The following is a 26,603-nucleotide window of genomic DNA, read 5'->3' on the forward strand; positions in this document are numbered from 1 at the left end:
CGGGCCCGTGTGAGCACCAGACCCCGAGCAGGAGAGAACCCGGTGCAACTCCCCCCTTCGTCCGCCCCGGCCGGGCACCGCCCGCCGGCACACGAGGCCGTGCTTGCGGCCGCCGAGGTGTTCATCCGCCAGTACGCCGCCGAGAACCCGGGCGACGGCGATCCGCACCGGCGGCTCGCGGAGGTCACTGCGGAGGTGGAGCGCTTCGGCACCTACGAACACACGCCGGCGGAGCTGGCGTTCGGCGCGCGGGTGGCCTGGCGCAACGCGGCGCGCTGCATAGGCCGGCTCTACTGGAACAACCTGATCGTGCGGGACCTGCGGCACGTCACGCATCCCGACGACATCGCCGGTGAGTGCTTCGAGCATCTGCGGATCGCGACCAACCGTGGCCGCATCCGGCCCGTCATCAGCGTCTTCGCCCCCGATCGCCCCGGCCGCCCCGCCGCCACACTGCTGGGCGAGCAGTTGGTGCGCTACGCGGACGACCCGCGCAGTGCCCACCGGGTGGCGCTGGCCAGGGACTTGGGCTGGAAGGGCGGCGAAACACCCTTCGAGGTGCTGCCGTTGCTGGTGCAGTCCGCCGGCGCGACGCCGCAGTTCTACGAGCTGCCCGAGGACGCCGTACTGGAGGTGCCGTTGACGCATCCGGCCCATCCAGGGTTCGCCGGCCTCGGTCTGCGCTGGTACTCGGTGCCGGCCGTCAGCGACATGTCGCTGGAGATCGGCGGGGTCACGTACCCGGCCGCGCCCTTCAACGGCTGGTACATGGGCACCGAGATCGGCTCGCGCAACCTCGCCGACACCGACCGCTACAACCTGCTGCCCGTCGTCGCCGAGCTGTTCGGCCTCGACACCCGCAACGAGCGCACCCTGTGGCGGGACCGCGCCCTGGTCGAGCTGAACCTGGCGGTGCTGCATTCCTACGAGAGGGCGGGGGTGAGCATGGCCGACCACCACACGGAGTCGCAGCGGTTCCTCGCGCACGTGGACCGCGAGAAGCGGCACGGGCGATCGGTGCCGGCCGACTGGAGCTGGATCGTCCCGCCCCTGTCCGGAGGCGCGACCGCGGTGTTCCACCGCTACTACGACCCCGAGGATCCCGACCTGCGGCCCGCCTTCGTGCACCGGACCGCAGGGGTACCGGGGGGATGCCCCTCCGGCGCGGTCTAGGTCCACACGCTCCCGGGCGCCCGGCCCGACCCGGTCGCCGGCTCTCGACCCGGATGCGGGTCCGGGACACGTTGGCCGGCCGGCGGCAGCGTGTCGCCCTGGCCCGGGTCCTGGCCGTGGAGCCCAGGTGTGCTGATCGCGGACGAGATCACCTCGACCCTTGACGTGCGGTCGCGTGCCGCCGTCCTGGGAACCCTGCGGGAGCTGCGGAGCCGTCTCGGCCTGACCGTGCGGTTCATCGGCCACGGTCTCACCGCCGTACGGCAGGTCGCGGACGAGGTCACCGTCATACGCCTGGGCAGATCAGCGACCGCTCTCCCTTCTTCCAGGGATTCAAACTTGCATCGATCGTGCGCGTCAGGCCGCCGCGACGCCCGAGTCCTCGAGGCAGCGGCGGAGGTGATCGAGGCCGCGCCGGGTGTGGCTCTTGACCGTGCCGAGCGGCCAGCCGGTGATCCGGGCGATCTGTGCCTGCGTCAGGTCCTCGTAGTAGGCCAGGTGCAGCACCTGCCGCTGCGCGGAGCTGAGTTGCCGCAGCGCGCGGCCCACGACCAGCCGGTCGAGCGCGTCCTCGGGTTCGCCGGCGGCATCGCGGCCCGGCGCCGGGGGCAGTCCGGCGGCAGCGGCGTCGAGCCGGGCGCGCCGCGCCCGGGCCGCCATCGCGTCGGCCACCTTGCGCCGGGTGATCCCGACTAGCCAGGCGGCCGGTGTTCCACGCTCCGGAACGTATCCGTGCCGTCCGCGCCAGGCGTCGGTGAACACCTGCTGGGTCACGTCCTCCGCCTCCCGTGCGTCACCGAGTGCCTGCTGGGCGAGTCCGTGGACCAGCCCGCCCCACCGCCGGTGGAGCGCCGACCAGGTGGCGTCGTCGGCGGACAGCGCGATGCCGTGCGCGACGTCCGGTGGCGGATGGGCGAGACCGGGCCCGGTGGTGGTGACGGAGCTCGGTGCGGCCGGAATACGGTCCATGACCACGTCTCTCCTCGTGAACCGGGCGGGCGTCGCCGGTCGGGCGCGACACTCACCCGGTGAGCGGTGCGGCCGCGGGCCCACCGCGCCGTACATGCCGTTGTCCTGCGCCTTCAGCGTGCGCCCCGGACAAAGCCGCTCACAACTCGCATCGGTCTCGCATCGTTTAATCTGGAAGCAGGAGCACCTGGACGCAGCGGCACGCGCACGGACGAGCTCACGAGCCCGGCGGAGCGGCAGGGGTGACGGTCATGAGCGACGCGACGGAGGCAGCCGGGCTGACCACGGGCGCGGTGGCCCGCCGGCTGGGCGTCTCCCCCACCACCCTGCGCTCCTGGGACCGTCGCTACGGCCTGGGACCCACGGAGCGGTCGCAGGGACGTCACAGGCGTTGGAGCCCGCAGGACGTGGCGACGGTCGAGGAGATGTGCCGGCTGGCGACGGCGGGCGCTCCCCCGGCCGAGGCGGCTCGGGTGGCCCGTCTCAGGTACGGCGAAGGGACTTCCTCCCGCCCCGCCCCGGCCGGTTCTTCCGGCAGCCCCCCGTCGGCACCGCCGCTCCGGGACGACGCCCGCCGCGGCGGTGCCGGCGGGGGGCTGCCGCTCGGCGACGTGCGCCAGGAGTGCCGGGGGCTGGCCCGGGCCGCGGTGCGGCTGGACACGCCCGAACTGGAGAGCCGGCTGCTGCACGCGGTCGGGGAGCACGGGCTGACCACGGCGTGGGAGGAGGTGATGGTGCCGACCCTGCGCGCGGTGGGCCGCAAGTGGGAGTCCTCGGGCGACCGTTACGTGGAGGTGGAGCACCTGCTGTCCTGGCAGATCTCGACCGCCTTGCGCCGCGCGCCGCTGGTGCTGCCGCGGGCGGCGGAGCCCGTCGGCTCCGAGCCGGTGGTGCTGGCGTGCGCACCCGGCGAGCAGCACTCGCTGCCGCTGGAGGCGCTCGACGCGGTGCTGGACGAACTCGGTGTGCCTACGCGGATGCTGGGCGCCGCCGTACCGGTGGAGGCGCTGCTCGCCTGTGTCCGGCGTACCGGCCCGGCCGCCGTCGTGTTGTGGGCGCAGACCCGCTCGGCAGCGTCGGCGCCGCTGGCCCGGCATGTCGCGGACCTGCAGTGGGGACCTGCGGGCGCCCGCAGGGGGCCCTTCGTCCTGCCGGCGGGCCCGGGCTGGGACCGGCGGGGGGCCGGCGGATTCCCTCGGTGCGCGAGTCTGCGCGAGGCCGTCCGGACGCTGCGCGGCTTGTACGGCACGGACGGCGCCGTACGCGGCCCGGCGGAGCGGGGCTGAACGCCGAACGCCGGCCAGGGCTCCCCCCTCCCCCCGGCAGGTGGAGCACGGCGAAGAGACCCGGCGCGTCGGCTCGGCCTGGAAGGCGTGCCGCGACACGCAAGGGCCGGCGACGTTCGGCGCTGGCCGGTTCGTCGCTTTACGGACCGCCCGCCGCGTGGCGGATCACCGGACGCAGCAGCGGGGCGGCCCGGCGTGCGGGGGCGAACCCTGGCCTTCCCGGGGGCCACGACAGCCGACTCCACGACCGCCGTGCGCGGCCGGCCCCCGGCGTCCCGTCCGGGCGGTGTCGCCACGCGGTGGGCGGCGGCACGCGCCGGGGGGACGGCCGGTGAGAACGGGCGGGACACTCCCCGGCCGCTTCGGCGAGTACCGGGACGGACAGGCCACGTGAGACGTCGTGCCCCGGGTACCCGGCTACGGCGAACGGCAGCACGCTGTCGCGCCCCGCATCCATCCGGCCGGGTGCGGGCGAAGAGTGACCGGGCGCGGGCCGCCGCGCCCGGCCGGCGACGACCCGAGGGAGCGAGATGAGCGACCGAAACCCGTACCGTGCGCGGTGGGACGTCGTCGTCGTGGGCGCGGGACCCGCCGGACTGGCCTGTGCCCAGGACCTCCTCACAGCGGGGCTGCGGGTACGGCTGCTGGAGGCCGGGGACCGGCCCGGCGGCCGGATGCGTACCGACCTCGTGTCGGGGTGCACCGTGGACCGTGGCTTCCAGGTCTTCAACACCGCCTATCCCCAGGTGCGGCGCCGGGTGCCGCTGCGGCGGCTGCGGTTGCGCCCCTTCACGCCCGGCTTCCTGGTGCGTGACGGCGACCGGCTGCGCAGGTTCGCCGACCCCACCCGGGCGCCCCGGCAAGCCGCGGCGGGACTGACCGACGGGCTGGCCGGGCCGCGCGACCTGGCCGCCCTGGCCGCGCTGACCGGCTGGGACGCCCTCGCCCCAGCGGCGCTGCTGCGGCGCGGGCGGGACACCACGACACGGCGGGCGCTGTCCGGGGCAGGCTTCACCGACGCATTCGTGGAACGGTTCTTCCGGCCGTTCCTGTCCGGGGTGTTCCTGGAGGAGGACCTGGAGACCTCGAGCCGCTTCTTCCATCTCGTGTGGCGGAGCATGGCCCGCGGCACCCTCAGCCTGCCGGCCGACGGCATCGGAGCCGTGCCCGGACTGCTCGCGGCCCGGCTCCGGCCCGGCGCCCTGGCCCTGGAATCGCCGGTGACGGCCCTGACGGACGAAGGCGTCCTCATGGACGGGGACCGGCCCGTGGCGGCGCGGGCGGTGGTCGTGGCAGCGGGGCCGGGTGCGGCGGCCCGCCTGCTGCCGCGCCTGCCCGTCCCGCCGTACCGCACGGTCACCACCTACTACCACCTCACCGCCCACTCGCCCCTGCGCGAGCCGACGCTGGTGACGGACGCGCGGGGGCGCTTCGCCGGCAGCTGCGTCATGAGCGAGCTGCACCCCGCGCACGCCCCACGCGGGTACGCACTCGTGGCCACGTCGGTGCTCGGCGGTGACATCGGGGGCAGGGAGACGGCTGTCCGGGCGGCCCTCGCCGAGTGCTACGAGACCGACACCTCCGGCTGGGACCTGGTCGCGACCCGCACGGTGGAGGAGGCACTGCCCGTGATGCCGCCGGGGCTGCCGCTCAGCCGCCGCAGCCGGGTCGGACCGGGCCGGTACGTGTGCGGCGATCACCGCGCAACCGGCTCGGTGCAGGGTGCACTGGCATCGGGAGCCCGGGCGGCCCGGGAGGTGGCGGCGGACCTTACGGGCGGGTGACACGGTACCGCCGGGCGGCCGTGCGCTGGGCGCGGCCGCGCGACTCACGGCTGATTGCCGCCGGTCACTGCTGCTTGCCGCGGGCCCGGCGGAAGCGGTCGAGTCCGTCGGAGAGTTCGACGATCGGGTCGGGATAGTCGAGGGCGGCGCGGTCCAGGCCCGGCAGCTTCCACGGCTCGTGCACGGACGCGGCTTCGACGTCGGCGAGTTCGGGGACCCAACGGCGCACGTAGGTGCCCTCCGGGTCGTACTTCTTGGCCTGCGTGACCGGGTTGAGGACCCGGTTGGGGCGGGTGTCGGTGCCGGTGCCGGCCATCCACTGCCAGTTGAGCTGGTTGTTGGCCACGTCGCCGTCGACCAGCCAGTGCAGGAAGTGGTCTGCGCCGATCCGCCAGTCGACGTAGAGGGTCTTGGTGAGGAAGCTGGCGGTGAGGAGCCGGGCGCGGTTGTGCATCCAGCCCTCCTGGCGCAGCTGTCGCATGGCCGCGTCGATGACCGGGTAGCCGGTGCGGCCCGCGCGCCAGGCCTCGATGTCGGCACCGGCGGTGCGCTCCGTGCGCCATCGGTCGCGCTTGGTGCGGTAGTCGGCACGGGCCGTCCAGGGACGCGCGGCGAGCACCTGCCGGTGGAAGTCACGCCAGGCGAGCTGCCGGACGAACGCCTCGGTACCGGCGCCGCCACCCCGGCGGGCGCGGTGCACGAGTTCCGACGGGGACAGGGTGCCGAAGTGCAGGTGGGCGGAGAGGCGCGAGGTGGCGTCGGCGGCCAGGTCGTCGCGGGCGGTGTCATAGGCGTCCAGTCCGTGCCGCCAGTAGGCGGTCGCCTGCTTGCGGGCCTCGCTCTCCCCGCCGGGCGGCAGATCCGGGGACGTCCCGGTGGTCCCGTCGTGCGCGGGGACCTGCTCGCCGCGCACCGCGTCCGGCACGGGCACCCGGCGCGGGGCGCCGACGACCGGCCGCAGCGGCACCTGCGTCCACTGCCGGTAGTACGGGGTGAAGACGGCGAAGTGGTCGGAGGACGCGGGGGTCACCACGCCGGGCGGTACGGCGACGGTGACCGCGTCGTGCACGAACAGCCGGCAGCCCGTCCGCTCCAGAGCGGAGCGCAGCCGTTGTTCCCGGCACACGGCGAACCAGCTGTGCTCGGCCGACATGTGCACCTCGTCGGCGTCCGCCTCCGTCACCACCCGGCACACCTCCTCCACCGGGTCGCCGGAGCGCACCACGAGCCGGCCGCCCCGCTCGCGCAGCGAGGCGTCCAGGTCCGCCAGGCAGCCGTCGAGGAAGGCGCGGCGGTTGGGCGCGGCGAACCCGGCTGCCTCGACGGCCCGGTCCCGCACGAACAGCGGGACGACGGCGTCGGCCGCCTCCAGGGCCGCACGCAGCGGTGGATGGTCGTGCAGGCGCAGGTCGGCGGTGAACAGGACGACCGAGACGTGCATGTGCGTCAGCTTCTTCCGGGTGGTTGTGGGGAACCGGTACGGAGGTCTTCGGCCGTGGCAGGCTCGGTGGACGCAGTCGTCCCGTGCCCGTCCCCCCGGGGTGCCAGGCGTTCGGCGGCACGGACGATGTTGCGGGCCATGCCGCCGAAGACGACGGCGTGGAACGGCGAGACGCTCCACCAGTACAGGTGGCCGAGCAGCCCTCGCGGGTGGAACAAGGCCCGCTGCCCGTACTGCAGGGGCCCGTGGCCGTCGCCGTCCACAGCCATCTCCAGCCAGGCCAGGCCGGGCAGCCGCATCTCGGCGCGCAGCCGCAGCAGGCGACCGCGTTCGATCTCCTCGACCCGCCAGAAGTCCAGCGAGTCGCCGACCCGCAGGCGCCGGGCGTCACGGCGTCCCCGGCGCAGGCCCACGCCGCCGACCAGGCGGTCCAGACGGCCTCGTAGCGCCCAGGCGAGCGGGAAGGAGTACCAGCCGTTCTCCCCGCCGATGCCCTCGATGACCTCCCACAGCACCTCGGGCGGAACGTCGGCGTCGCGTCGGCGCACGTCGGTGTAGAGACTGCCGCCCGCCCAGTCGGGGTCGGTGGGCAGCGGGTCGCTGGGGGCGCCGGGCACGGAGGCCGACGACCAGCGGGTGGTGACCTTGGCGTCGCGGATGCGCTGCAGGGCGAGGGCGACGGCGCGGTCGAAGCCGACGGGGTGGCCGGGCGGGCTGGGCACGTACCGTCGGATGTCGTGCTCGCGGCACACCACCTCGTGCCGCAGGGACTCCGTCAGGGGACGTGCGAGCGAGGCCGGGACCGGTGTCACCAGCCCGACCCAGTGGCTGGACAGGCCGGGGGTGAGGACCGGGACGGGCAGGATCAGCCGCCGGTTCAGTCCGGCCACGGCGGCGTAGCGGCGCATCATGTCGAGGTACGTCAGCACGTCCGGGCCGCCGATGTCGAAGGTGCGGTTCACCTCGCGGGGCAGGCGGGCGCAGCCGACGAGGAAGCGCAGGACGTCACGCACGGCGATCGGCTGGATCCTGGTGTGCACCCAGCGCGGGGTGACCATCACGGGCAGCCGCTCGGTGAGGTAGCGCAGCATCTCGAAGCTGGCGGAGCCGGAGCCGATGATGACGGCGGCGCGGAGCACGGCCGTGGGCACGCCCGAGGCGAGCAGGACGCGGCCGACCTCGGCGCGCGAGCGCAGGTGCGGTGACAGTTCACGCTCGGGTACCGCACCGGGGGTCAGCCCGCCCAGGTAGACGATACGGCCGACGCCGGCCCGTCGGGCCTGCTCGCCGACGACGTGGGCCGCATCGCGGTCGGTGTCCTCGAATCCGCGCCCGGTGCCGAGGGCGTGCACGAGGTAGTAGGCCACGTCCACGCCCTCCATCGCCCGCGCCACCGACCCGGCGTCGGTCACGTCGCCCTGCACGACCTCCACCCGGCCGGCCCAGGGGTGGTCACGCAGCTTGCGCGGGGTGCGGACCAGGCAGCGCACCCGGTGGCCCGCGTCGAGCAGCTCCGGCACCAGTCGCCCGCCGATGTACCCGGTCGCACCGGTCACCAGGCATGTCAGGCCGCCGTCCGCCGGCTGCCCGGTCCCAGTGGTGTCGTGGTCGCCCATGGCCGCTTCCACCGCCCACCTCTTCGTCGCCCGCCGCTGTCGCGGCCCTCACCTGTCTCTTCCGTGTGAGCCGGGCTGCCGGATGCGGCGCTCTGCCGGCTCATCCCCTGGTGGCGGCGGCGCTCATCACCCCGTGAGATACGGGCCACGCGTCCGCATCCGCTCCGCGGTGCCGTGCGGAAGTGGGAGTGGGGGCAGCTTCGGGCTTGCGGTGGAGCGCGCTGTCGCTTTCGCGCCCGCAGGTCCGCCCCCGGTATGCGACAGAGTCCGCGTCGCACTCACCTGGGAGGCGCCATGCACTCGACCGGCCGAACAGAGCGCCTGCACACCGACTTGACCATCCATCTGGTCCTCAGCGCCACCGAGGCCGTCCCGATCGAGGTTCGTTTCAGCTACGACTCGGCCGATCCGCTCGCCGTCCGGCTGGACTTCCGCGGCGGCCCCGGGACCGTCGCACCCTGGCTGTTCTCACGGGACCTGCTGTACACGGGTCTGCGCGCCCCCTCCGGCGAGGGCGACGTCCGCGTCTGGCCACCCTGCCGCTGCCATGGATCCACCACGGTGCGGATCGTCCTGCGCGGCAGGGGCGGGGCCGCCGCACTGTACGTGCCGGCCGCCGCGTTCCGGGGCTGGCTGACCAAGACCTTCGAGGCGGTACCCGCCGGTGCGGAGGGCTCCCACCTGCACTGGGACGACGTCGTGGCGGAACTGCTGCGCCGTGACCGACCGGTGGCAAGGGACCGGGCAGTGTCCGTCCCGTGCGGCGCTGCCCCACACGAGCAGCGAACACAGGGGGCCGACCGGACGCTACGCACGGTGAAGCCGCACGATCGCAGGTGACCTTCGCTGCCGCAAGGTCGATACTGCCAATAGACGGGGCGGGCGACCACATGTGGCCGTCGGCACCTGACAGCCCGTGACCGACGTCAGTATCGAGCCGGCGACAGACCCGCCACGCCCTGCCCCGGACCGCCAGGAACCGCAACGAAGGCAACGAACCGCCCGGATCAAGAACTGCCCTCAGCGCCGGTGATCTGCGACGAAAGCAGGTCCTGAGCCCCAGTGCCAAGCTCACGAGGAGACACCCATGAGGATGCTGATCAACGTCCCGGAGACCGTGGTGGCAGACGGGCTGCGGGGTATGGCGGCCGCGCATCCCGATCTGACAGTGGACGTGGAGAACCGGGTGATCGTCCGCCGGGACGCTCCCGTGGCCGGGCAGGTCGCGCTGGTCTCGGGCGGCGGGTCGGGGCACGAGCCGCTGCACGGCGGTTTCGTCGGTCCGGGCATGCTCTCGGCGGCCTGTCCCGGGGAGGTCTTCACCTCACCGGTGCCGGACCAGATGGCGCGCGCCGCGGCCGCCGTCGACAGCGGGGCCGGCGTGCTGTTCATCGTGAAGAACTACACCGGTGACGTGCTCAACTTCGACATGGCGGCCGAACTCGCCGAGGACGAGGGCATCCAGGTCGGGAAGGTGCTGGTCAACGATGACGTGGCGGTCACCGACAGCCTGTACACGGCCGGCCGGCGCGGCACCGGCGCGACCCTGTTCGTGGAGAAGATCGCGGGTGCCGCGGCGGCCGAGGGGCAGCCGCTGGAGCGGGTCGAGGCCGTCGGGCGCCAGGTGAACGAGAACGCCCGCAGCTTCGGTGTCGCGCTGAGCGCCGTCACCACCCCGGCCAAGGGCTCTCCGACCTTCGACCTGCCCTCCGGCGAGCTGGAGTTGGGCATCGGCATCCATGGCGAGCCGGGCCGGGAGCGGCGGGCGATGATGACCTCCGGGGAGATCGCCGACTTCGCGGTGCACGCCGTCCTGGAGGACATGCCTCCGCGCAACCCCGTGCTGGTCCTGGTCAACGGTATGGGCGCCACCCCGCTGCTGGAGCTGTACGGCTTCAACGCCGAGGTGCAGCGGGTGCTCGACGAGCGGGGCGTGACCGTGGCCCGCACCCTTGTCGGCAACTACGTCACCTCCCTCGACATGGCGGGCGCCTCGGTCACGCTGTGCCAGGTCGACGAGGAACTGCTGCGGTTGTGGGACGCGCCGGTGAAGACCCCGGCGCTGCGCTGGGGGATGTGACCCGGCGAACGAAGCGGTCAACACCCCTACGACGCAAGGAGATCCAGTGCTCGACGCCGATTTCTTCCGCCGTTGGATGACGGCGACCGCCGCATCCGTCGACCGGGAGGCGGAACGGCTCACGGCCCTCGACTCGGCCATCGGGGACGCCGACCACGGCAACAACATGCAGCGCGGGTTCACCGCCGTCCTGGCCAGTCTGGAGGAGGAGGCACCGGCCACCCCGGGCGCGGTGCTGGTCCTGGCCGGGCGCCGGCTGATCTCGACGGTCGGCGGGGCGGCCGGGCCGCTGTACGGCACCCTGCTGCGCAAGGCAGGCAAGGCGCTCGGGGACGCCTCCGAGGTCAGCGAGAAGCAGCTGGCCGAGGCGCTCAGGGCGGGCGTGGACGGGGTGATGGCGCTGGGTGGTGCGGCACCCGGTGACAAGACCATGATCGACTCCCTCGTCCCCGCCGTGGACGCGCTCGGCGACGGCTTCGGTGCGGCACGGTCGGCCGCGGAGGAGGGTGCCACGGCCACCGTTCCGCTGCTGGCCCGCAAGGGCCGGGCCAGCTATCTCGGCGAGCGCAGTATCGGGCACCAGGACCCGGGGGCCACGTCGTCGGCCCTGTTGATCGCGGGCCTGGAGGAAGCGGCTTCGGGAGCGTCCGGTGAGTGACGGGAAACTGGTCGGGATCGTGCTGGTGTCGCACAGCGCGGAGGTCGCCGCCTCCGTCGCCGAGCTGGCGAAGGGCCTGGCGGGCGGGGCCACCGCGGTGCCCGTCGCCGCGGCGGGCGGCACCGAGGGAGGCGGGCTCGGCACCAGCGCCGAGCTGATCTCCGCGGCGGCCGCGTCCGTGGACCGGGGGGTCGGGGTCGCCGTCCTCACCGACCTCGGCAGTGCGGTGCTCACCGTCAAGGCGCTGCTCGCCGAGGGGGACGAACTCCCGGACGGCGCGCGGCTGGTGGATGCGCCGTTCGTCGAGGGGGCGGTGGCTGCGGTTGTCACGGCGGCCACGGGAGCGGACCTCGACGCGGTGGAGGCGGCGGCAGTGGAGGCATACAGCTACCGCAAGGTCTGACCGAGCGGGTCCGGGGGGCAGAGCTTCCTGGGCCCCCGGCCCGGCGGACAGAGCGGGCCCCCCGGGCCCAGGCCGACGCGGTCGGCGCCGGGCGCCCTCGGCGGTCGACGCGGACGGGGCGGCCGAGACGGTGCGGGCGGCCGGGACACGGCCTTGCCGCCCGCCGGCCGTGAGCGCCGCCGCAGCCGGCCCTTGTGGCAGCGCGGCCCGCGCCGCCCGCACGGCGTCCGAGCACGGCGCGGCAGGCCCGGCGAAGTCCCTGGCCGTGCCGTACCGGAACCAGGGCACAGTGCCCGTGGACAACGGCTGGGCCGCCGTCCGGGCCGCCGCCCGCGTCCCGCCGGTCTCAGCGCTTGGCCTGCACGAACTGCCGGGCCAGCCGCTCCCCTGTCTCCACCGCCGCCCGGTGGTCCTCGATGGGGTCGACCTCGGAATCCTTGAAGACGATGTACGTGACGCCGGAGGGGACTCCGCCGTTGCGCGGGTCGGGTCTGATGCCGAGGCCCCGGGCGGTGGCGTAGGAGGCCTCGCCGATGATGTCCCGCGGACCGGTGTCGCCGACCACCGCGTACTGCACCCGTCCCTGGTAGATCACGGCCGCCACCGCGCCGCCCCGGACGCCCTGCACACGGGGGTTCCAGATGCCGCTGGGAGCCGGGATCACGATGTAGGGCAGGGACGCGGCGTTCAGATGCCGGCCGTCGGACTGCTGGTAGGCGGTGGCGGCGGAGAACATCGGATCGGTGCGGCGGTTGCAGCGGGTGGTGGGCCGTCCGTCGCAGTCGACATCCAGGTCGGCCTTCCAGAACACCGCCTTGCGGGTGCCGCAGACGGGGACGATCGCGCGGGTGCTGCCGTCGGTTCGGTACCGGCCCTTGGAGACCTGGGTGCAGGAACGCACCCGGTCCAGCAGGTCGGCGGCGGTCACGGAGCCCTCAGTGCGGACCACGGGCCCCGGCCAGGGCGGGACGGCGGCGGCGGGCAGCGGCGTCGGGGCGAGAAGGGCGGCGCCGGCCGTGGCCAGCGTCAGCGACTGGGCACGCACTCTGAGGGACTCTCTCCTCTGGAACATTCCGGACACCTTGCCCAAAGTGGTGTCGGGGGGCTAGCACAGCCACCCCTATAGGGCCGGATGGAGCACTCTGCTGACGCCCTGTGAGAAGGCAACAGGGGCCGGGGACCTGAGCCGATGCCGGTCCAGGCCCCCCGGCCGCCCGCGTCGGCGCGGGTTCGGCGACGACAGCGTTTCCGCGCCACAGGCATGAACTTCCCTTACCTCTCGGGGAGTTCAGCCCCAGGGAACCCTCAGCATACGTACCTCCCGCGGATGGTCACCAACACGGCCCCCTTGCTTCGGCCGTACACGCCGGGCATATTGGTCCGGACCTTTGCTCGTGATGCCGTCTCCAGGGAGGCAGCGCCGTGCGACGCGTTCCCCTCCGGCCCGTGCTGGCCTGCGGAGCCCTGGTGCTGGCCGCGTCCTGCGGCTGGAGGGGTGCGGCCGACGGCGACGGCGGGCGGGCGCCCGGCGCTCCGACGGGCGTCACCGCCGCGGCCGGGAGCGCCACCAGCGTGCACGTCATGTGGAACGCGCTGCCGGACCGGCCCGGGATCCGCACCTACGAGGTGTATCGCGGCTCCACGAAAGTCACCGAAGTCCCGGGCTCGCAGCACATGGTGGACGTCACCAGGCTCAGGCCGTCCACCCTGTACGCCTTCATCGTGCGGGCCCGGGACAGGGACGGCCGGCTCGGGCAGCCGAGCCGCGAGGTGCGGGCGCGGACGCCCGCCGAGACGGCGGCGGACCGCTCGGCCCCCACCCGCCCGCTGCGGCCGGGCGGCCGGTCGGTCGGCAGCCGGGCGGTCCAGCTGTCCTGGGCCGCCTCCCGGGACGACAGGGGCGTGGTGTCGTACGACGTCTACCAGGGCGACGTGAAGATCCACAGCGTCGGCGGCGGCCAGACCGCGACCGTGGTCACCGGGCTGCGTCCCGGCACCCGTTATGTCTTCACCGTGCGGGCGCGGGACGCGGCCGACAACCTCTCGCCCGCGAGCGCGCCGGTCCGGATCCGTACGCCGGGCACCGACGACGGCCGGGACACCGCGCCGGCCGCGTTCACCGCCGCGACCCACCGCTCCGCCGGGGCCTACTACATCGACCTCGCCTGGGATCCGCCGCGCGTGGACGGGGTGATCACCGAGTACCAGATCCGGCTGGACGGCACCACGGCCACCTCCCTGGTGTGGGGCGGCGATCCGCCGCGCGGCCGGGCCCGCTACAGCTTCTACGTCGGGCGGGACGCGGGGGCGGAGCACCGGGTGCGGCTGCGGGCGCGGCTGCCGGACGGCACCTGGGGCGGGTTCTCGGCGGAGCGGACCGTGACCACAGGCGCGGACCCGGGCGCGGGCGGCTGACGATCGGTGGGCCGGAGCCGGCCGACGCCGGAACGGCGAATCCCGCCGGCCGTCACCTGACCGGGCGCGGTCCGCGTGCGGCGGGGGCCGGGGCCGCGTTTGCTGCCCTTGAGGGCAGCACGGACGCTTCCCGACCCTCGGTGGCGCATGGGATGTGCCGCCAACCGTGCCGCCGGAGGCCAGCCCATGCGAAACTCCAGACTCCTCCTCCGCTCCGGCCTGACCCTGGCGGCCGCCGCCGCGCTCCCGACCGCGCTTGCCGGGCCCTCGGCCGCGGTCTCGGGAATCTCGGTGAGCACCACCGGGTCCACGGTCTCGGTCGTCACCAGCGCCTGCACCCAGAACAACGGCAGCTGGGGCACCGCCTCGATGCTCAGCAGCGGCCAGGCGAACTTCGCCCAGGGCCGCCAGGTGGCCCTGTCGGGCACGACCATCAGCCAGTCCGCGGCCTGGTCGGGAGTGCGCCCGGGCACGTACACGGTCGTGGTGGTGTGCTCCAACGGCGTGACCGCCGGCAGCCAGTCCGTGATCGTGTCGGCCGCCACCACCCCCACGACCTCCTCGACGCGCGCCGCGCCGCCCGCGCCCCCCGCGCGCGGCGTGATGGGCGGTCTCGGCGGTGCGGCCCGCGACTACGGCCCGCTGACCCTGGGCGTCGGCGTGGCCCTGGTGACCTCGGGCGTGGCCGGCGCGGCCTGGTTCCTGCGCCGCCGCTCGAAGCCGTACCGCCTCTGAGGCCTCCCCGTCAGCCGGACGTGTCGCCCGTGGGTTCCGGTGCGTCGGCGGGCAGTTCGGCGAACTCCTTCAGGGCGTCCGTGAGCCACTGGGTCCAGAAGGTCTCCAGATCGATGCCCGCCCGCAGGACCAGATGCCGCAGGCGGTCCTGCGGGGCGGCCCGGTCCGGCGGGAAGTCACGCCGCTCGATCTCCTCGTACTCGGCCAACTGCCGCTGGTGCAGCTCCAGATGGCGGCGCAGATCCGCCTCGAGGCCTGCCGTGCCGACCACCGCGGCGGCGCGCAGCCGCAGCAGCAGGATGTCGCGCTGCGGCTTGGGGTCCTGGGAGGCGGCGGTCCAGCGGGCCAGTTCGGCGCGGCCCGCGGGCAGAACCTCGTAGCTCTTCTTCTGCCCACGGGCCGGCTGCTCGGCCGGCAGGGTGCGGATGTAGCCCTCGCCCTCCAGCTTCCCCAGCTCGCGATAGATCTGCTGGTGCGTCGCGGACCAGAAGTAGCCGATCGACTTGTCGAACCGGCGGGTCAGCTCGAGACCCGACGACGGCTTCTCCAGCAGGGCGGTGAGGATGGCGTGCGGGAGTGACATGGGCTCATCCTAGGGACGGGCGTACGGCCCCTACAGGGCCGCCGCCACCTCGGTGCCCTGCTTGACGGCCCGCTTGGCGTCCAGCTCGGCCGCGACGTCGGCGCCGCCGATCAGGTGGGCGCTGCGGCCGGCGGCGACCAGCTCCTCGTACAGGTCGCGGCGCGGCTCCTGGCCGGTGCACAGCACGACGGTGTCGACCTCCAGGACCGTGCTCTCGTCGCCGACGGTGATGTGCAGGCCGGCGTCGTCGATCCGGTCGTAGCGCACGCCCGGGACCATGGTCACGCCCCGGTGCTTCAGCTCGGTGCGGTGGATCCAGCCGGTGGTCTTGCCGAGTCCGGCGCCGACCTTGGTGCTCTTGCGCTGCAGCAGGTGGACCGTGCGCGGCGGGGCCGGCCGCTGCGGCGCCGCGAGGCCGCCCGGTGCCGCGTAGTCCATGTCGACACCCCAGTTGCGGAAGTACGTCTCCGGGTCCTCGCTCGCCTTGTCGCCGCCGTCGGTGAGGTACTCGGCGACGTCGAAGCCGATGCCGCCGGCACCGAGGACGGCGACACGGTCACCGACCGGGGCGCCGTCGCGCAGGACGTCGAGGTAGCCGAGGACGCGGGGGTGGTCGACGCCGGGGATCTCCGGGGTGCGCGGGGTGACACCGGTGGCGACGACGACCTCGTCGTATCCGGCCAGGTCCCCGGCGGTGACCCAGGTGTCGAGGCGTACGTCCACGCCGTGCTCGTCGAGCTGGTGGCGGAAGTAGCGCAGCGTCTCGTCGAACTCCTGCTTGCCGGGGACCTTGCGGGCCACGTTCAGCTGGCCGCCGATCTCGCTCGCGGCGTCGAAGAGCACCACGTCATGGCCGCGTTCGGCGGCGCTCACCGCGCAGGCGAGGCCCGCAGGCCCGGCGCCGACGACGGCGACGCGCTTCTTCAGCCGGGTCGGGGAGAGCACGAGTTCCGTCTCGTGGCAGGCGCGCGGGTTGACCAGACAGGAGGTGATCTTGCCGCTGAACGTGTGGTCCAGGCAGGCCTGGTTGCAGCCGATGCAGGTGTTGATGGCCTCGGGCGTGCCGGCCGCGGCCTTGTTGACGAAGTCGGGGTCGGCGAGCATCGGGCGGGCCATGGAGACCATGTCCGCGCAGCCGTCGGCGAGCAACTCCTCGGCCAGCTCGGGGGTGTTGATGCGGTTGGTCGTCACCAGCGGGACGGACACCGCGCCCATGAGCTTCTTGGTGACCCAGGTGTAGGCGCCGCGCGGCACCGAGGTGGCGATGGTGGGGATGCGCGCCTCGTGCCAGCCGATGCCGGTGTTGATGATCGTCGCCCCGGCGGCCTCGACGGCCTTGGCGAGGGTGACGACCTCCTCCAGGGAGGAACCGCCCGGGACCAGGTCCAGCATGGAGAGCCGGTAGACGATGATGAAGTCGTCACCGACAGCCTCGCGCACCCGCCGGACGATCTCGACCGGGAAGCGCATCCGGTTCTCGTAGGAGCCGCCCCAGCGGTCCGTGCGGTGGTTGGTCTGGGCGGCGATGAACTCGTTGATCAGGTAGCCCTCGGAGCCCATGATCTCGACGCCGTCGTAGCCGGCCTGCCGGGCAAGGCGGGCGGCGCGGGCGTAGTCGTCGATGGTGCGCTCGACGTCGGCGTCGCTCAGTTCGCGCGGCACGAAGGGGCTGATCGGGGCCTGCAGCGGGCTCGGGGCGACCAGGTCCTGGTGGTAGGCGTACCGGCCGAAGTGCAGGATCTGCATCGCGATCCGGCCGCCCTCGCGGTGCACGGCCTCGGTGACGGTTTTGTGCTGTTCGGCCTCCGCCTCGGTGGTGAGCCTGGCGCCGCCCTCGTACGGCCGCCCCTCGTCGTTGGGGGCGATGCCGCCGGTCACGATGAGCCCGACTCCGCCGCGCGCGCGGGCCGCGTAGAACGCCGCCATCCGCTCGAAGCCTCGCTCGGCCTCCTCCAGACCGACGTGCATGGAGCCCATGAGCACGCGGTTGGGCAGGGTGGTGAATCCCAGGTCGAGCGGGGACATCAGGTGCGGGTAACGGCTCATCGGGCCCTCCGTGCGCGGTGTGGTGGTCTCTGTTGTAGAGGACCCCGAAGCCATTATGCAACTAGTTGCAAAAACGCACGGAGGTGAACCCGATCACTCTGTAACTACTAGTATGTACACTGCAGGTCGATCACAGGGCCGCTCCGAAGGGGGACTTCGCCATGCCATTCGTCCGCATCGACGCGCTCGGCGCCGACAGCGACCGCCTCGACGCTCTCGGCCGTGCCGTTCAGGACGCGCTGGTGGAGACGATCGGCGTCCCGCCCGACGACCGCTTCCAGGTCCTGGTGGGCCACGACGGCACAGGCAGCACCGTGCGCTACGGCGACTACCTGGGGGTGCACCGGGACGACGGGATCGTCTTCGTGGCGATCACCATGCGGTCGGGGCGCACGCCCGGCCAGAAGCGGGCGCTGTACCGGCGGATCGCGGAGCTCGCGCACGCGTACGCGGGCACCGAGCCGCGCAATGTGTTCGTCACCGTCACCGAGAACGAGTCGGTGGACTGGTCACTCGGCAACGGCGAGGCGCAGTACGCCCCGGCCGGCGGCGATGCGCAGGCGGCCGGGGCGGTACGGCCGGGGCCGGTGTAGCCGGTCCGGCGTCACCGGCTTTCGAGCAGGACGTGCAGCTCCCTTTCCTGGTCCCCCGAGGCCGAGGAGAGGTTGCGCACCGTGAAGAGCGAGTCCAGCGTCCGGTGAAGCCGGTTGATCGCCCAGTAGCTGCCCTGTGCGTCCGCCTCGACGGAGGCCGCGAGCCGGGCGGGCGGCCTGCAGGCGTGGGCGTCGGTGACCTCGAAGGTGCCGAGCCACACCATCGGGCGCGTCTCATGGAGCTGCTGCGGCACGTCCTCGGCGCACCGGTCGGACTCGAAGCACTCGCACAGCACGTCGAACACGATCCGGGCGTCTTCCTTGCTGCATCCGCTGATCTCGAGGGAGACGGACTCCTCGTGCGATCGCTCACGGGCCATCGTGATCGCTCCTCTCATGGCGGTGGCGCGATACCGCGGGCTCCCCGCGTACCGCGCCACCTCCCCAGAAAACCACCACTTTCCGGAAACGCACCACCTGTCGCGGCACCGGAGGCGGCAGGGGCCCGGCCGCTCAGCCGCGCGCGAACTTGTACGTCTTGCTGTCCGTGAGCACGCAGAACCCGGGCGAGACGACGATCACGCGCAGGATGCCGGTGCGGCGGTCGTAGTCGATGCCCTCCACCTCGAAGGTGCCCGAGCAGGAGCTGCGCAGCGGCAGCCGGCGCAGGGCGGTGACATGGCCGGAGACGTCCGCCGAGCCCGGGGTCGCGGACAGGTCGATCTGGAGCAGCGGCTTGGTCATGCCGAAGAGGGAGCCGTCCGGGTCGTCCGAGGCGCACAGCAGCGTCGTCGGGCCGGAGAAGTCGCAGCCCTGGACGTCGCGCACGGCGTGGTCGAGGTTGACCTTGGAGGCCTGCGGGAGGTTCGCCGAGGGCGAGGTGCTCGGGTTGACACCGGGGGTCGGGAAGACCAGCAGGCGGTTCATGGTGCCCCACTCGCCCGCCAGCATCCACTGGCCGTCCGGCGAGATCGCGTCCCAGGAGTTGTTGAGTGCCTCGCCGGGGCTGAGCGTGTGCACGTACTCCGACCAGGCGCCGCCCGGTGCCTGTACGCGGAACATCTTCGAGTTGCCGGAGTCCTGCTGGTAGGGCTCGATGTAGTAGCCGTTGTACGAGGCGTCGGGGTCGCCGACGTGGTTCCAGCCGCGGCTGGAGACGCCGATGGGGATGGTGCCGATGCCTGTGTACCGGTTGGGGCTGTTCGCCGGGACCTCCACCGAGGTCAGACCCTGGCTCTCGGTCAGCGGGTCGGCGCGGTCGGAGCCGGTCTCGGTCCAGTTGTCGGCGGCGGAGGCCGGGGCGGGTGCGGCGAGGGACACGACTGCGGCGGTGGCCAGGGTGACGAGTCCGGCGAGGATTGTGTGACAACGTTGCCGGACGGACGGGGACGGGGGCATGGCCGACTCCTCGAACGGGGGGTGGGGCACTCGGTCGGCGGACAGTCTGGCGTCGCTCGATGGTCATGTACAGACCAATGAGCAACATCAGCGTGAACTCTCCCGGCCCGGGGACTTGCCCGCCGGTCACGGGGGTGGTTACTTCGGCGGACGTCCGCTGCCGTGTCGAGAGATGGTGGAGATGGTCGGCGACGGCGTCGGCGAGTGGGGTGTGAGCGCGATAGAACAAGGGGAGTCGGCACGGGGGACGGTGTGCCGTGCGGACGGGCGAAGGCGGTGCATGGCATGAGTGCAGCCGGGGCTCCGGTGGCCGAGGGCGGCGGGCCGGTGCGTCCGAGCGGGCTGCTCGACGTACTGAGCGTGGCGTCGGTGGTGCTGGACGCCGAGGGCCGCATCGTGCTGTGGAGCCCCCAGGCGGAGGAGTTGTTCGGCTACTCGGCGCAGGAGGCGCTGGGGGAGTTCGCCGCGCGGCTGATGGTGCACGACGAGCACATCGAACTGGTCGGCAAGCTGTTCGCCGACGTGATGCAGACCGGTCAGAGCTGGGCCGGGGCGTTCCCCGTCCGGGTCAAGGACGGCGGCACGCGGCTGGTGGAGTTCCGCAACATGCGCCTGCTGGACGACCAGGGCGACGTGTACGCGCTGGGGCTCGCGGCCGACCGGTCCACGGTGCGCCGCCTCGAACAGGACGTGGCGCTGTCCGAGCGGATGGTGAAACAGGCGCCGATCGGATTCGCGGTGTTCGACACGGACCTGCGGTACGTCTCGGTCAACCCTGCCCTGGCGAAGATCAACGGCATCTCCGCCGAGGAGCACGTCGGGCGGACCGTCGGCGAGATGCTGCCGCTGCTGGACGTCGACGCCCTGGAGGACGCGGCCCGCCGGGTCATGGAGACCGGGGTGCCCCTGGTCGCCCAGGCCACCATCGGCCGGACCCCGGCGGATCCGGACGAGGACCACGCCTGGTCGCTGTCGCTCTACCGGCTGGAGGACTCGGTGGGCACCGTGCTCGGCGTCGCGGCCTCGGTGGTCGACATCACCGAGGCCTACCGCGGGCGCATCGAGACCGAGAACGCGCGGCGCCGGCTCGCCGTCATCGCCGACGCCTCCGCCCGGATCGGTACGACGCTCGAGCTGGAGCGCACCGCGTTCGAGCTGGCCGAGGTCGCCGTGCCCGCGCTGGCCGACGTGGCCGCCGTCGACCTGCTGGACGCCGTGGTGGAGGGCCGGCCCAGCACGCTCGGCCCCTCGGAGTCCGCGGTGATCCGGGCCCTGGCCCTGCGCGCCGAGCAGCAGTCGGACGCCGTCCGGGCCGCCGACGCGCCCGGCCGGATCGCCACGTACGGGCCCGACCGGCTGGTCACCGAGTGCGTCCGCACGGGTGAGGCGGTGCTGGTGCGGCATGTGAAGGACGAGGATCTGCCGCGCATCGCCCGCTCCCCCGAGGCGGCCGTGCTGCTGGGCCGGGCGGGCCTGCACTCGTATCTGGCCGTGCCGCTGATCGCCCGCGGCGAGGTACTGGGCGCCCTCGACCTCAAGCGGACCCGCAATCCGGCGCCCTTCGACGAGGACGACGTCCTGCTGGCACGCGAGCTGGCGGCCCGCGCGGCCGTGCAGATCGACAACGCCCGCTGGTACCAGAACGCCCGTAACACCGCGCTCACCCTGCAGCGCAGCCTGCTGCCAAGCCATCCGCCGGTCACCACGGGCCTCGAGGTGGCGTACCGCTACCAGCCCGCGGGCGCCACCAGCGAGGTCGGCGGCGACTGGTTCGACGTCATCCCGCTGGAGGGCGACCGCACGGCGCTCGTGGTGGGCGACGTGATGGGCAGCGGCATCAGCGCCGCCGCCACGATGGGCCAACTGCGCACCGCGACCACCACGCTGGCCTCACTCGGCCTCGACCCGGCGCTGCTGCTGGAGCACCTGGACAAGACGACGTCGGCCCTGGACCACTCGATCGCCACCTGCGTGTACGCCGTCCACGACCCGCATCTGCGGCAGTGCCGGATCGCCAACGCCGGCCACCTGCCCCCGGCCCGGGTGCGTCCCGGCCATCCGCCGGAGCTGCTCGACCTGCCCACCGGGGTCCCGCTGGGCGTGGGCGGGGTCGGGTTCTCCACCGTGACGGTCGACTTCGAGCCGGGCGACGAGCTGGTGTTCTACACCGACGGGCTGGTCGAGACCCGCCGTCATTCGCTGGACGAACGCCTGGACTTCCTGCTGTCCCTGCTCGGCGACCCCGCCCGCCCCCTGGAGGAGGCCTGCGACCTGCTCCTGCGGACGCTGCACCACCCCGACAACCACGACGACGTGGCCCTGCTCATCGCCCGGGCCCAGGAACTGGAGTGAGCTGCGCGGAGCCGGCCTGTTCCAGTACGCCGATCACGACGTGCGCGTACGCCTCGTCCGCCACCGCCAGACGGGTCGTCAGGCCGGCGCGTGTGAACGCCTCAACGGCCGCCTGCGCCTGGCGTTCGCTGGTCTCGGTCAGGAGGCAGCCGCCGGGCGCCAGCCACTCCGGGGCCCCGGCGGCCACCCGGCGCAGCACGTCGAGGCCGTCCGCGCCGCCGTCGAGGGCGGTCTGCGGCTCGTGGTCACGGGCCTCCGCCGGGAGGAGCGCCACCTCGGCGCTGGGCACGTAGGGGACGTTGGCCGTGAGGATGCCGACGCGACCCCGCAGTCCGGTGGGCAGGGCGTCGAACAGGTCGCCCACGTGGACCCGGCCGCCGTACGGGGTGAGGTTGCGGCGGGCGCAGCGTACGGCCGCCGGATCGATGTCGGCGGCGTGCACCTCGACGGCGCCCAGTACGGCGGCCAGGGCCACACCGAGCGCACCGGAGCCGCAGCACAGGTCGACCACGACCCGTGCGTCCGGGGACTGGGCCAGGGCCTGGTCGATCAGGAACTCGGTCCGGCGGCGGGGGACGAAGACGCCCTCGTCCACGGTGATCCGCAGACCGTGGAACTCGGCCCAGCCGAGGACGAGTTCGAGCGGAAGTCCGGCGGCACGCCGGTCCACCATCGCGGACAGTTCCCCGGGAGTGCGGGCGGCGGCGAGGAGCAACTCCGCCTCGTCCTCGGCGAAGACGCACCCGGCGGCGCGCAGCGCGGAGACGACGGCGGAAGGGGAGAGCGGGGGCAGAGAGGGCATGGAAGCCGCGAGCCTTTCGGAAACCTTGAGCCGAAGGGCGCTCTCGCGGTCACCGGTACCGGTGGTCCGCGCTGTCACAGAAGGCTGTCACAAGGAGAGAGCACCCCAACTGACACAGCGGTAATGGGTCCCACCTCCTCGACAGCCGGTGGCCGCGTCCCGTGCGCGGCCGGACCGTCACCTTACCCCAGTGGCGTCATCGGCCGTCGTCCGCGCCGAGTTCGAAACTCCCTGGCGCGGCACAGCGCGGCCCGTTACGATCGCCGCGATGACCACTCACTCTGATGACAGATCGGGGGTCCCGTCCGCGCAAGGTGAGCGCTGATGCTCACTCAGACCGCGTACGGGGATTCCCGCCTCTCCTTGTGGCTGCGCGTGCGCGAGTTCGCCGTGCCGCCTTCCATGATCGAGACCGCGACCGTCCGCCGCCGCACCGGGGACTGGGCGGGGGCGTGTGCCGCCGCCGGTGTCGACATCGATCTCGATCTGCGTTCGGTCGCCCGCGACCACGGCCGGGACCTCGCGGCCCGGGTCCGCTCCGACCTCCGCCACCTCGCTCCCGACCTGCTGCGCTGGCACATGCCGAGGGTCGCACCCGACGGGCTGCTACGCCCGGGGCTGACCCTCACCCTGGCCCGGTACGACGGCTGCGGGGCCCACGGCGGCCCGGTGCACCTGGTCGCCCGGACGCCTCCCGCCTGGGCCGACGGCGGTCAGCGGATCGGTCTCGCGCTGTGGGACGGGTCCCGCTCGGGCACCGCCCGGCATCCGCATCCGCGCCCCAGCCGGCGCTACCGGCTCGATCTGCACCGGCACCTGTGGGATGCGCGCAGAGCCGGTGAACTGCCGGAGCGGTCCGGGGCCGACGCACCGGTGACGGAACCGGAGCTGCCGGACCCGGTGCCGCCGGGAGCCGGCTGTGCCACCGGCCGGTGGACGGCCGAGGCCGCCCTCCTGCTCGCCGCCGAGGGACGGTCCGCCGGCCCCTTCGTCGTACGGCTCGGCGGCCGGCGCCGACTGGTGCTGGACCTGGTCGCGAACGGCGGCCGGGGGGCTCCGGCCGCCCTGCGGGTCGCGGCGTCACTGCCCGCGGGCGGCGTGTCCGCGCTGCCCGTCCTGCCCGACGCGGCGACCTGGGTCCTGCCGGATCTGGAGCTGCTGCGGGCCGGTCTGCTCGAACCCGACCGCCTGCACCCGCTGGTCGCGGCCGCGCTCGCGCCCGGTCACGCGCCGTCCGGTCCGCCTCGCCGTCCCGACCGGGCGGGGCAGCCGCGGCTCGTGGAGTGCCGGGGAGCCCGGCACCGGATCGGCCTGGTCGACGGAGTGCTGGCCCCGCTGGACCACGCTCCGGAGGAGATCCGGCGCGAGGACCTGCTGGTCGCGCTCGGCGGGCCGCCGCTCCCCTGTCTGCGGGCCATCGACGAGGCGCACCGGCGTCCGGACTGCCTCACGGGTGTGCGCGAACGCCTGGACCACGGCGACACCGCGGGCGCGCTCGCCGTGGTCGAGGGCCTGCTGGGTCCCGACGCGCTGCTGCGTGACGGTTCCCTGCGGGACGAGCTGGAGGCGGCCGCGGCCCGGAAGATCACGTACGGGCTCTACCGGGCGGGTCTCGTCGGTGCCGGACCCGCCCCTGTCGATCCCAAGCCCCGCGCCGCCCTGCACCACCGCCGACGTCCTCGTCAGGCGACCTTCCTGCGCTGAATTCACGTTCCACTCCGCCGACTTCACACCCCAGGTGATCACACATGCCCTCGTGCACTCCTTCCGTCCTGCCCGACATGCGCTCCCACACCTCTCAACTCGACGTCGCCGCCGACCTGTTGGCCCTGCTGGGGGACGCGACCACCGAGCCTCGCACCGACACCCAGCTGGAGGCGCTGACCCTGGCCGTGGCCGCCGACCTCCCCGTGCTGCTGTGGGGCGAGCCGGGCATCGGCAAGACGGCCGCGCTGAAGCAGCTGGCGAGCGCCCTGGACCTGCCGCTGACCACCGTGATCGCCAGCGTCCACGAACCGTCCGACTTCTCGGGGCTGCCGGTCGTGGGCGACGACCCGGCGCAGCAGGGGGTCCCGATGGCCCCGCCGGACTGGGCGGTGCGGCTGGTCCGGGCCGGGCGCGGGCTGCTGTTCCTGGACGAGCTGTCCACCGCACCGCCCGCCGTCCAGGCGGCCCTGCTCCGGGTGGTGCTGGAGCGGCGGATCGGCGCGCTGCGGCTGCCGCCCGGTGTCCGGATCGTGGCCGCCGCCAACCCGCGGTCCTCCGCCGCCGACGGCTGGGAACTGAGCCCGCCCCTGGCCAACCGGTTCGTGCACCTCCAGTGGACGCACGACCACGACGTCGTCGTGCGCGGCCTGGGCGGGACCTGGCCCCGGGCCACCCTGCCCCGGCTCGACGCGGAGAGGCTGCCGGAGGCCGTCGACGTCGCGCGTCGCGCGGTCTGCGGCCTCCTCACCGCGCGCCCGGCGCTCGTGCACCGGCTGCCCAGCGGTGAGAGCCGTCGGGGCGGTGCCTGGCCGTCGCCCCGCAGCTGGGAGATGACCCTGCGTCTGGTCGCCTTCGCGACCGCCGCCGGCTCCTCCCGCGAGGTGCTTTCCCTGCTGGTCAGGGGGACGGTCGGGGACGGGCCGGGCCTTGAACTGCTGGCGGGCCTGGACCGGATGGACCTGCCGGATCCCGAGGTACTGCTCGCCGACCCCGCCGGTGCCGTGCTGCCGGACCGCGGGGATCTGCGGCAGGCCGTGCTGGACGGCGTGGTGGACGCGATCCGCAGGAGTCCGGAACGGTCCCGCTGGGACGCGGCGTGGACGCTGCTGGTCCGCGCGATGGAGACCGGGGCCCCGGACGTGGTGGTCGTCCCCGCCACCACGCTGGCCTCCCTGCGCCGGGAGGACTGGGACGTACCGGAGGCGATCGAGCGGCTGGCCGGCGTGGTCTCCCTGTCCCGGCGCGCCGACGAGGCCGCCCGCCGGTCCGCGGTCGCGTCCGGGGCCCGCCGATGACGGCCGGTGCGCCCGGGGCGCTGGACCTCGGCAAGCTCTTCGCCGCCCGGCTGCATGCGGCCCGGGCCCGGCCCTACCTGGCGACGGCCCTGTTCGCGCTGCACCCCGTCGAGTCACGGCAGGTGCCGACGATGGCTGTCGACCGGCACTGGCGGTGCTACGTCTCACCGGCCTTCGTGGACCGGACCCCCGTGGAGGACCTCGCCGGGGTGTGGGTGCACGAGGTGTCGCACCTGCTGCGCGACCACCACGGACGCGGTGACCGGGTCGCCCGGGAGCGCGGACTGCACGGCCGCGGGGAGCGGCTGCGGATGAACATCGCGGCGGACCTCGAGATCAACGACGACGTGTACGGCGACGGGCTGGTACTGCCGGAGGGAGCCGTCACACCCGCGCAACTGGATCTGCCCGAGGGCGAGCTGATGGAGGACTACCTGCGGCTGTTCCGGCTCGGGCCGCAGCACCGGTCGCTGGCCTGGCTGGACTGCGGCAGCGGCGCCGACGGCCTGGAACGGGAGTGGGACCTGGGGCCGGACGGTGCCCACGGGCTCAGCGAGCAGGAACGGGACGCGGTGCGCTTCCGGGTGGCGCAGGGCATCACCGGCGCGCCGGGCGACGCGCCGAAGGGATGGCGGCGGTGGGCGGAGGAGGCGTTCCATCCGCCGCAGCCCTGGCGGGAGTTGCTGGGTGCGGCGGTGCGCTCGGCGGTGTCCGCCTCGGGCTCGGGCGACGACTACAGCTACGGCCGGCCGGCGCGGCGCTCGGCCGGGGTGCCCGGCGTGGTCCTGCCGAGCCTGCGGCGCAGACCGCCTCGGGTGTGCGTGGTCGTCGACACGTCCGGGTCGGTCAGCGACGCCGAACTGGGCATCGCGCTCCTGGAAGTCGCCGCGATCTCCCGGGCCGTGGGCGGCCGCCGCGACCTGGTCACGGTGGTGTCGTGCGACGCGGCGGCCCAGACCGTGCATCCGCTGTGCCGGGCCGAGGGGATCCCACTGGTGGGCGGCGGCGGGACGGACCTGCGGACGGGCTTCGCTCAGGCGCTACGGGCACGGCCGGCCCCTGATGTCGTCGTGGTGATGACGGACGGACAGACACCCTGGCCGCAGTCACGGCCGGCGTGCCGGACGGTGGTGGGCCTGTTTCCCCGGCAACGGCCGGACGGCGGGTCCCGGGACGAGGACAACCCGGAGTACCGGCCGGACGAACCGCCCGAGTGGGCGCGGGTGGTGACGATCGGGCCAGGGGGCCGGTGAGCCGCGCACGGCGA

23 protein-coding genes are annotated in these 26,603 nt (G+C 73.8%); 14 read left to right on the plus strand and 9 right to left on the minus strand.

The genetic code is table 11. The features are described 5' to 3' along the window. Positions 1-42: 42 nt before the first annotated feature. On the plus strand, positions 43-1,173 hold the full coding sequence (locus FB157_RS40855) for a nitric oxide synthase oxygenase (RefSeq protein ID WP_145885953.1): 1,131 nt from the start codon (positions 43-45) through the stop codon (positions 1,171-1,173). A 357-nt stretch (positions 1,174-1,530) separates the two neighbouring features. Here FB157_RS40855 and FB157_RS40860 read toward each other — a convergent pair whose 3' ends face one another. Beyond that, positions 1,531-2,142 carry an RNA polymerase sigma factor gene (locus FB157_RS40860; protein ID WP_145885954.1) on the minus strand — a complete coding sequence of 204 codons (612 nt, stop codon included), beginning with the start codon at positions 2,140-2,142 and terminating at the stop codon, positions 1,531-1,533. Positions 2,143-2,393: 251 nt separating this feature from the next. Between FB157_RS40860 and FB157_RS40865 the strand changes: the two genes are divergently transcribed. Then, positions 2,394-3,428 (plus strand): MerR family transcriptional regulator, encoded by a 1,035-nt coding sequence (locus tag FB157_RS40865; RefSeq protein ID WP_145885955.1) that lies wholly within the window; start codon positions 2,394-2,396, stop codon positions 3,426-3,428. A 530-nt stretch (positions 3,429-3,958) separates the two neighbouring features. Continuing rightward, positions 3,959-5,212, plus strand: a complete 1,254-nt coding sequence (locus FB157_RS40870; RefSeq protein WP_145885956.1) for an FAD-dependent oxidoreductase — start codon at positions 3,959-3,961, stop codon at positions 5,210-5,212. Between the two features lie 64 nt (positions 5,213-5,276). On the opposite strand, the gene FB157_RS40875 is transcribed toward FB157_RS40870, so the two are convergent. Beyond that, positions 5,277-6,653 carry a deoxyribodipyrimidine photo-lyase gene (locus FB157_RS40875; RefSeq protein WP_145885957.1) on the minus strand — a complete coding sequence of 459 codons (1,377 nt, stop codon included), beginning with the start codon at positions 6,651-6,653 and terminating at the stop codon, positions 5,277-5,279. A gap of 5 nt (positions 6,654-6,658) precedes the next feature. Further along, the gene (locus FB157_RS40880; RefSeq protein ID WP_145885958.1) at positions 6,659-8,269 is read right to left on the minus strand and encodes an SDR family oxidoreductase; all 1,611 of its coding nucleotides are present in this window, start codon (positions 8,267-8,269) and stop codon (positions 6,659-6,661) included. A gap of 294 nt (positions 8,270-8,563) precedes the next feature. On the opposite strand from FB157_RS40880, the gene FB157_RS40885 reads away from it, so the two are divergent. From FB157_RS40885 to FB157_RS40900, 4 genes are all read left to right on the plus strand, one after another. Beyond that, positions 8,564-9,109 carry an SsgA family sporulation/cell division regulator gene (locus FB157_RS40885; protein ID WP_186581912.1) on the plus strand — a complete coding sequence of 182 codons (546 nt, stop codon included), beginning with the start codon at positions 8,564-8,566 and terminating at the stop codon, positions 9,107-9,109. Positions 9,110-9,356: 247 nt separating this feature from the next. Further along, the gene (dhaK, locus tag FB157_RS40890; protein WP_145885960.1) at positions 9,357-10,349 is read left to right on the plus strand and encodes a dihydroxyacetone kinase subunit DhaK; all 993 of its coding nucleotides are present in this window, start codon (positions 9,357-9,359) and stop codon (positions 10,347-10,349) included. A 46-nt stretch (positions 10,350-10,395) separates the two neighbouring features. Beyond that, positions 10,396-11,007 carry a dihydroxyacetone kinase subunit DhaL gene (gene dhaL, locus FB157_RS40895; RefSeq protein ID WP_145885961.1) on the plus strand — a complete coding sequence of 204 codons (612 nt, stop codon included), beginning with the start codon at positions 10,396-10,398 and terminating at the stop codon, positions 11,005-11,007. Continuing rightward, positions 11,000-11,410, plus strand: a complete 411-nt coding sequence (locus tag FB157_RS40900) for a PTS-dependent dihydroxyacetone kinase phosphotransferase subunit DhaM (protein ID WP_145885962.1) — start codon at positions 11,000-11,002, stop codon at positions 11,408-11,410. Before dhaL ends, FB157_RS40900 begins: the two co-directional genes overlap by 8 nt. A gap of 346 nt (positions 11,411-11,756) precedes the next feature. Here FB157_RS40900 and FB157_RS40905 read toward each other — a convergent pair whose 3' ends face one another. Then, on the minus strand, positions 11,757-12,455 hold the full coding sequence (locus tag FB157_RS40905; RefSeq protein WP_145886033.1) for a glycoside hydrolase family 75 protein: 699 nt from the start codon (positions 12,453-12,455) through the stop codon (positions 11,757-11,759). A gap of 377 nt (positions 12,456-12,832) precedes the next feature. Between FB157_RS40905 and FB157_RS40910 the strand changes: the two genes are divergently transcribed. Then, positions 12,833-13,825, plus strand: a complete 993-nt coding sequence (locus FB157_RS40910; protein ID WP_145885963.1) for a fibronectin type III domain-containing protein — start codon at positions 12,833-12,835, stop codon at positions 13,823-13,825. A gap of 186 nt (positions 13,826-14,011) precedes the next feature. Beyond that, complete coding sequence (locus tag FB157_RS40915; protein ID WP_145885964.1) at positions 14,012-14,560, plus strand: hypothetical protein; 549 nt, start codon at positions 14,012-14,014, stop codon at positions 14,558-14,560. A gap of 10 nt (positions 14,561-14,570) precedes the next feature. Here FB157_RS40915 and FB157_RS40920 read toward each other — a convergent pair whose 3' ends face one another. Together FB157_RS40920 and FB157_RS40925 are read right to left on the minus strand one after the other, a co-directional pair. Further along, a complete protein-coding gene (locus FB157_RS40920; protein ID WP_145885965.1) occupies positions 14,571-15,143 on the minus strand; it encodes a PadR family transcriptional regulator in 573 nt (190 codons plus the stop codon). 30 nt (positions 15,144-15,173) lie between these two features. Next, a complete protein-coding gene (locus FB157_RS40925) occupies positions 15,174-17,189 on the minus strand; it encodes an NADPH-dependent 2,4-dienoyl-CoA reductase (RefSeq protein ID WP_145885966.1) in 2,016 nt (671 codons plus the stop codon). A gap of 161 nt (positions 17,190-17,350) precedes the next feature. Here FB157_RS40925 and FB157_RS40930 point away from each other — a divergent pair, with 161 nt between their 5' ends. Continuing rightward, entirely contained in the window at positions 17,351-17,782 is a 432-nt protein-coding gene (locus FB157_RS40930) for a tautomerase family protein (RefSeq protein ID WP_145885967.1), read from the plus strand. A gap of 11 nt (positions 17,783-17,793) precedes the next feature. Here FB157_RS40930 and FB157_RS40935 read toward each other — a convergent pair whose 3' ends face one another. Together FB157_RS40935 and FB157_RS40940 are read right to left on the minus strand one after the other, a co-directional pair. Then, positions 17,794-18,162 carry a hypothetical protein gene (locus FB157_RS40935; RefSeq protein ID WP_145885968.1) on the minus strand — a complete coding sequence of 123 codons (369 nt, stop codon included), beginning with the start codon at positions 18,160-18,162 and terminating at the stop codon, positions 17,794-17,796. A 133-nt stretch (positions 18,163-18,295) separates the two neighbouring features. Then, positions 18,296-19,180, minus strand: a complete 885-nt coding sequence (locus FB157_RS40940) for a hypothetical protein (RefSeq protein WP_145885969.1) — start codon at positions 19,178-19,180, stop codon at positions 18,296-18,298. 285 nt (positions 19,181-19,465) lie between these two features. Here FB157_RS40940 and FB157_RS40945 point away from each other — a divergent pair, with 285 nt between their 5' ends. Continuing rightward, a complete protein-coding gene (locus tag FB157_RS40945; RefSeq protein WP_186581913.1) occupies positions 19,466-21,532 on the plus strand; it encodes a SpoIIE family protein phosphatase in 2,067 nt (688 codons plus the stop codon). Here FB157_RS40945 and FB157_RS40950 read toward each other — a convergent pair. Continuing rightward, entirely contained in the window at positions 21,504-22,334 is an 831-nt protein-coding gene (locus FB157_RS40950; protein WP_145885970.1) for a putative protein N(5)-glutamine methyltransferase, read from the minus strand. The genes FB157_RS40945 and FB157_RS40950 overlap by 29 nt on opposite strands. A gap of 324 nt (positions 22,335-22,658) precedes the next feature. Between FB157_RS40950 and FB157_RS40955 the strand changes: the two genes are divergently transcribed. Genes FB157_RS40955 through FB157_RS40965 form a run of 3 tightly spaced genes read left to right on the plus strand, consistent with a single transcriptional unit; the run spans position 22,659 to position 26,589 of the window. Next, positions 22,659-24,038, plus strand: a complete 1,380-nt coding sequence (locus tag FB157_RS40955) for a hypothetical protein (RefSeq protein WP_145885971.1) — start codon at positions 22,659-22,661, stop codon at positions 24,036-24,038. A gap of 44 nt (positions 24,039-24,082) precedes the next feature. Beyond that, positions 24,083-25,336 carry a MoxR family ATPase gene (locus FB157_RS40960; protein WP_145885972.1) on the plus strand — a complete coding sequence of 418 codons (1,254 nt, stop codon included), beginning with the start codon at positions 24,083-24,085 and terminating at the stop codon, positions 25,334-25,336. Next, on the plus strand, positions 25,333-26,589 hold the full coding sequence (locus FB157_RS40965; RefSeq protein WP_145885973.1) for a DUF2201 family putative metallopeptidase: 1,257 nt from the start codon (positions 25,333-25,335) through the stop codon (positions 26,587-26,589). The genes FB157_RS40960 and FB157_RS40965 overlap by 4 nt, the downstream gene beginning before the upstream one ends. Positions 26,590-26,603: the final 14 nt, after the last annotated feature.

Origin of the sequence: Streptomyces sp. BK340 (assembly GCF_007827595.1) — a bacterium.
In the GTDB taxonomy this organism is placed as follows: domain Bacteria; phylum Actinomycetota; class Actinomycetes; order Streptomycetales; family Streptomycetaceae; genus Streptomyces.

Bases quoted from the DNA above. Each gene is read 5' to 3' on its own strand.
- FB157_RS40940 (WP_145885969.1), bottom strand. From the start codon at position 19,180: ATGCCCCCGTCCCCGTCCGTCCGGCAACGTTGTCACACAATCCTCGCC.
- FB157_RS40945 (WP_186581913.1), top strand. From the start codon at position 19,466: ATGAGTGCAGCCGGGGCTCCGGTGGCCGAGGGCGGCGGGCCGGTGCGT.
- FB157_RS40925 (WP_145885966.1), bottom strand. From the start codon at position 17,189: ATGAGCCGTTACCCGCACCTGATGTCCCCGCTCGACCTGGGATTCACC.
- FB157_RS40865 (WP_145885955.1), top strand. From the start codon at position 2,394: ATGAGCGACGCGACGGAGGCAGCCGGGCTGACCACGGGCGCGGTGGCC.
- FB157_RS40935 (WP_145885968.1), bottom strand. From the start codon at position 18,162: ATGGCCCGTGAGCGATCGCACGAGGAGTCCGTCTCCCTCGAGATCAGC.
- FB157_RS40920 (WP_145885965.1), bottom strand. From the start codon at position 15,143: ATGTCACTCCCGCACGCCATCCTCACCGCCCTGCTGGAGAAGCCGTCG.
- FB157_RS40885 (WP_186581912.1), top strand. From the start codon at position 8,564: ATGCACTCGACCGGCCGAACAGAGCGCCTGCACACCGACTTGACCATC.
- FB157_RS40860 (WP_145885954.1), bottom strand. From the start codon at position 2,142: ATGGACCGTATTCCGGCCGCACCGAGCTCCGTCACCACCACCGGGCCC.
- FB157_RS40875 (WP_145885957.1), bottom strand. From the start codon at position 6,653: ATGCACGTCTCGGTCGTCCTGTTCACCGCCGACCTGCGCCTGCACGAC.
- FB157_RS40955 (WP_145885971.1), top strand. From the start codon at position 22,659: ATGCTCACTCAGACCGCGTACGGGGATTCCCGCCTCTCCTTGTGGCTG.
- FB157_RS40915 (WP_145885964.1), top strand. From the start codon at position 14,012: ATGCGAAACTCCAGACTCCTCCTCCGCTCCGGCCTGACCCTGGCGGCC.
- FB157_RS40965 (WP_145885973.1), top strand. From the start codon at position 25,333: ATGACGGCCGGTGCGCCCGGGGCGCTGGACCTCGGCAAGCTCTTCGCC.
- FB157_RS40950 (WP_145885970.1), bottom strand. From the start codon at position 22,334: ATGCCCTCTCTGCCCCCGCTCTCCCCTTCCGCCGTCGTCTCCGCGCTG.
- dhaK (WP_145885960.1), top strand. From the start codon at position 9,357: ATGAGGATGCTGATCAACGTCCCGGAGACCGTGGTGGCAGACGGGCTG.
- FB157_RS40880 (WP_145885958.1), bottom strand. From the start codon at position 8,269: ATGGGCGACCACGACACCACTGGGACCGGGCAGCCGGCGGACGGCGGC.
- FB157_RS40870 (WP_145885956.1), top strand. From the start codon at position 3,959: ATGAGCGACCGAAACCCGTACCGTGCGCGGTGGGACGTCGTCGTCGTG.
- FB157_RS40930 (WP_145885967.1), top strand. From the start codon at position 17,351: ATGCCATTCGTCCGCATCGACGCGCTCGGCGCCGACAGCGACCGCCTC.
- FB157_RS40960 (WP_145885972.1), top strand. From the start codon at position 24,083: ATGCCCTCGTGCACTCCTTCCGTCCTGCCCGACATGCGCTCCCACACC.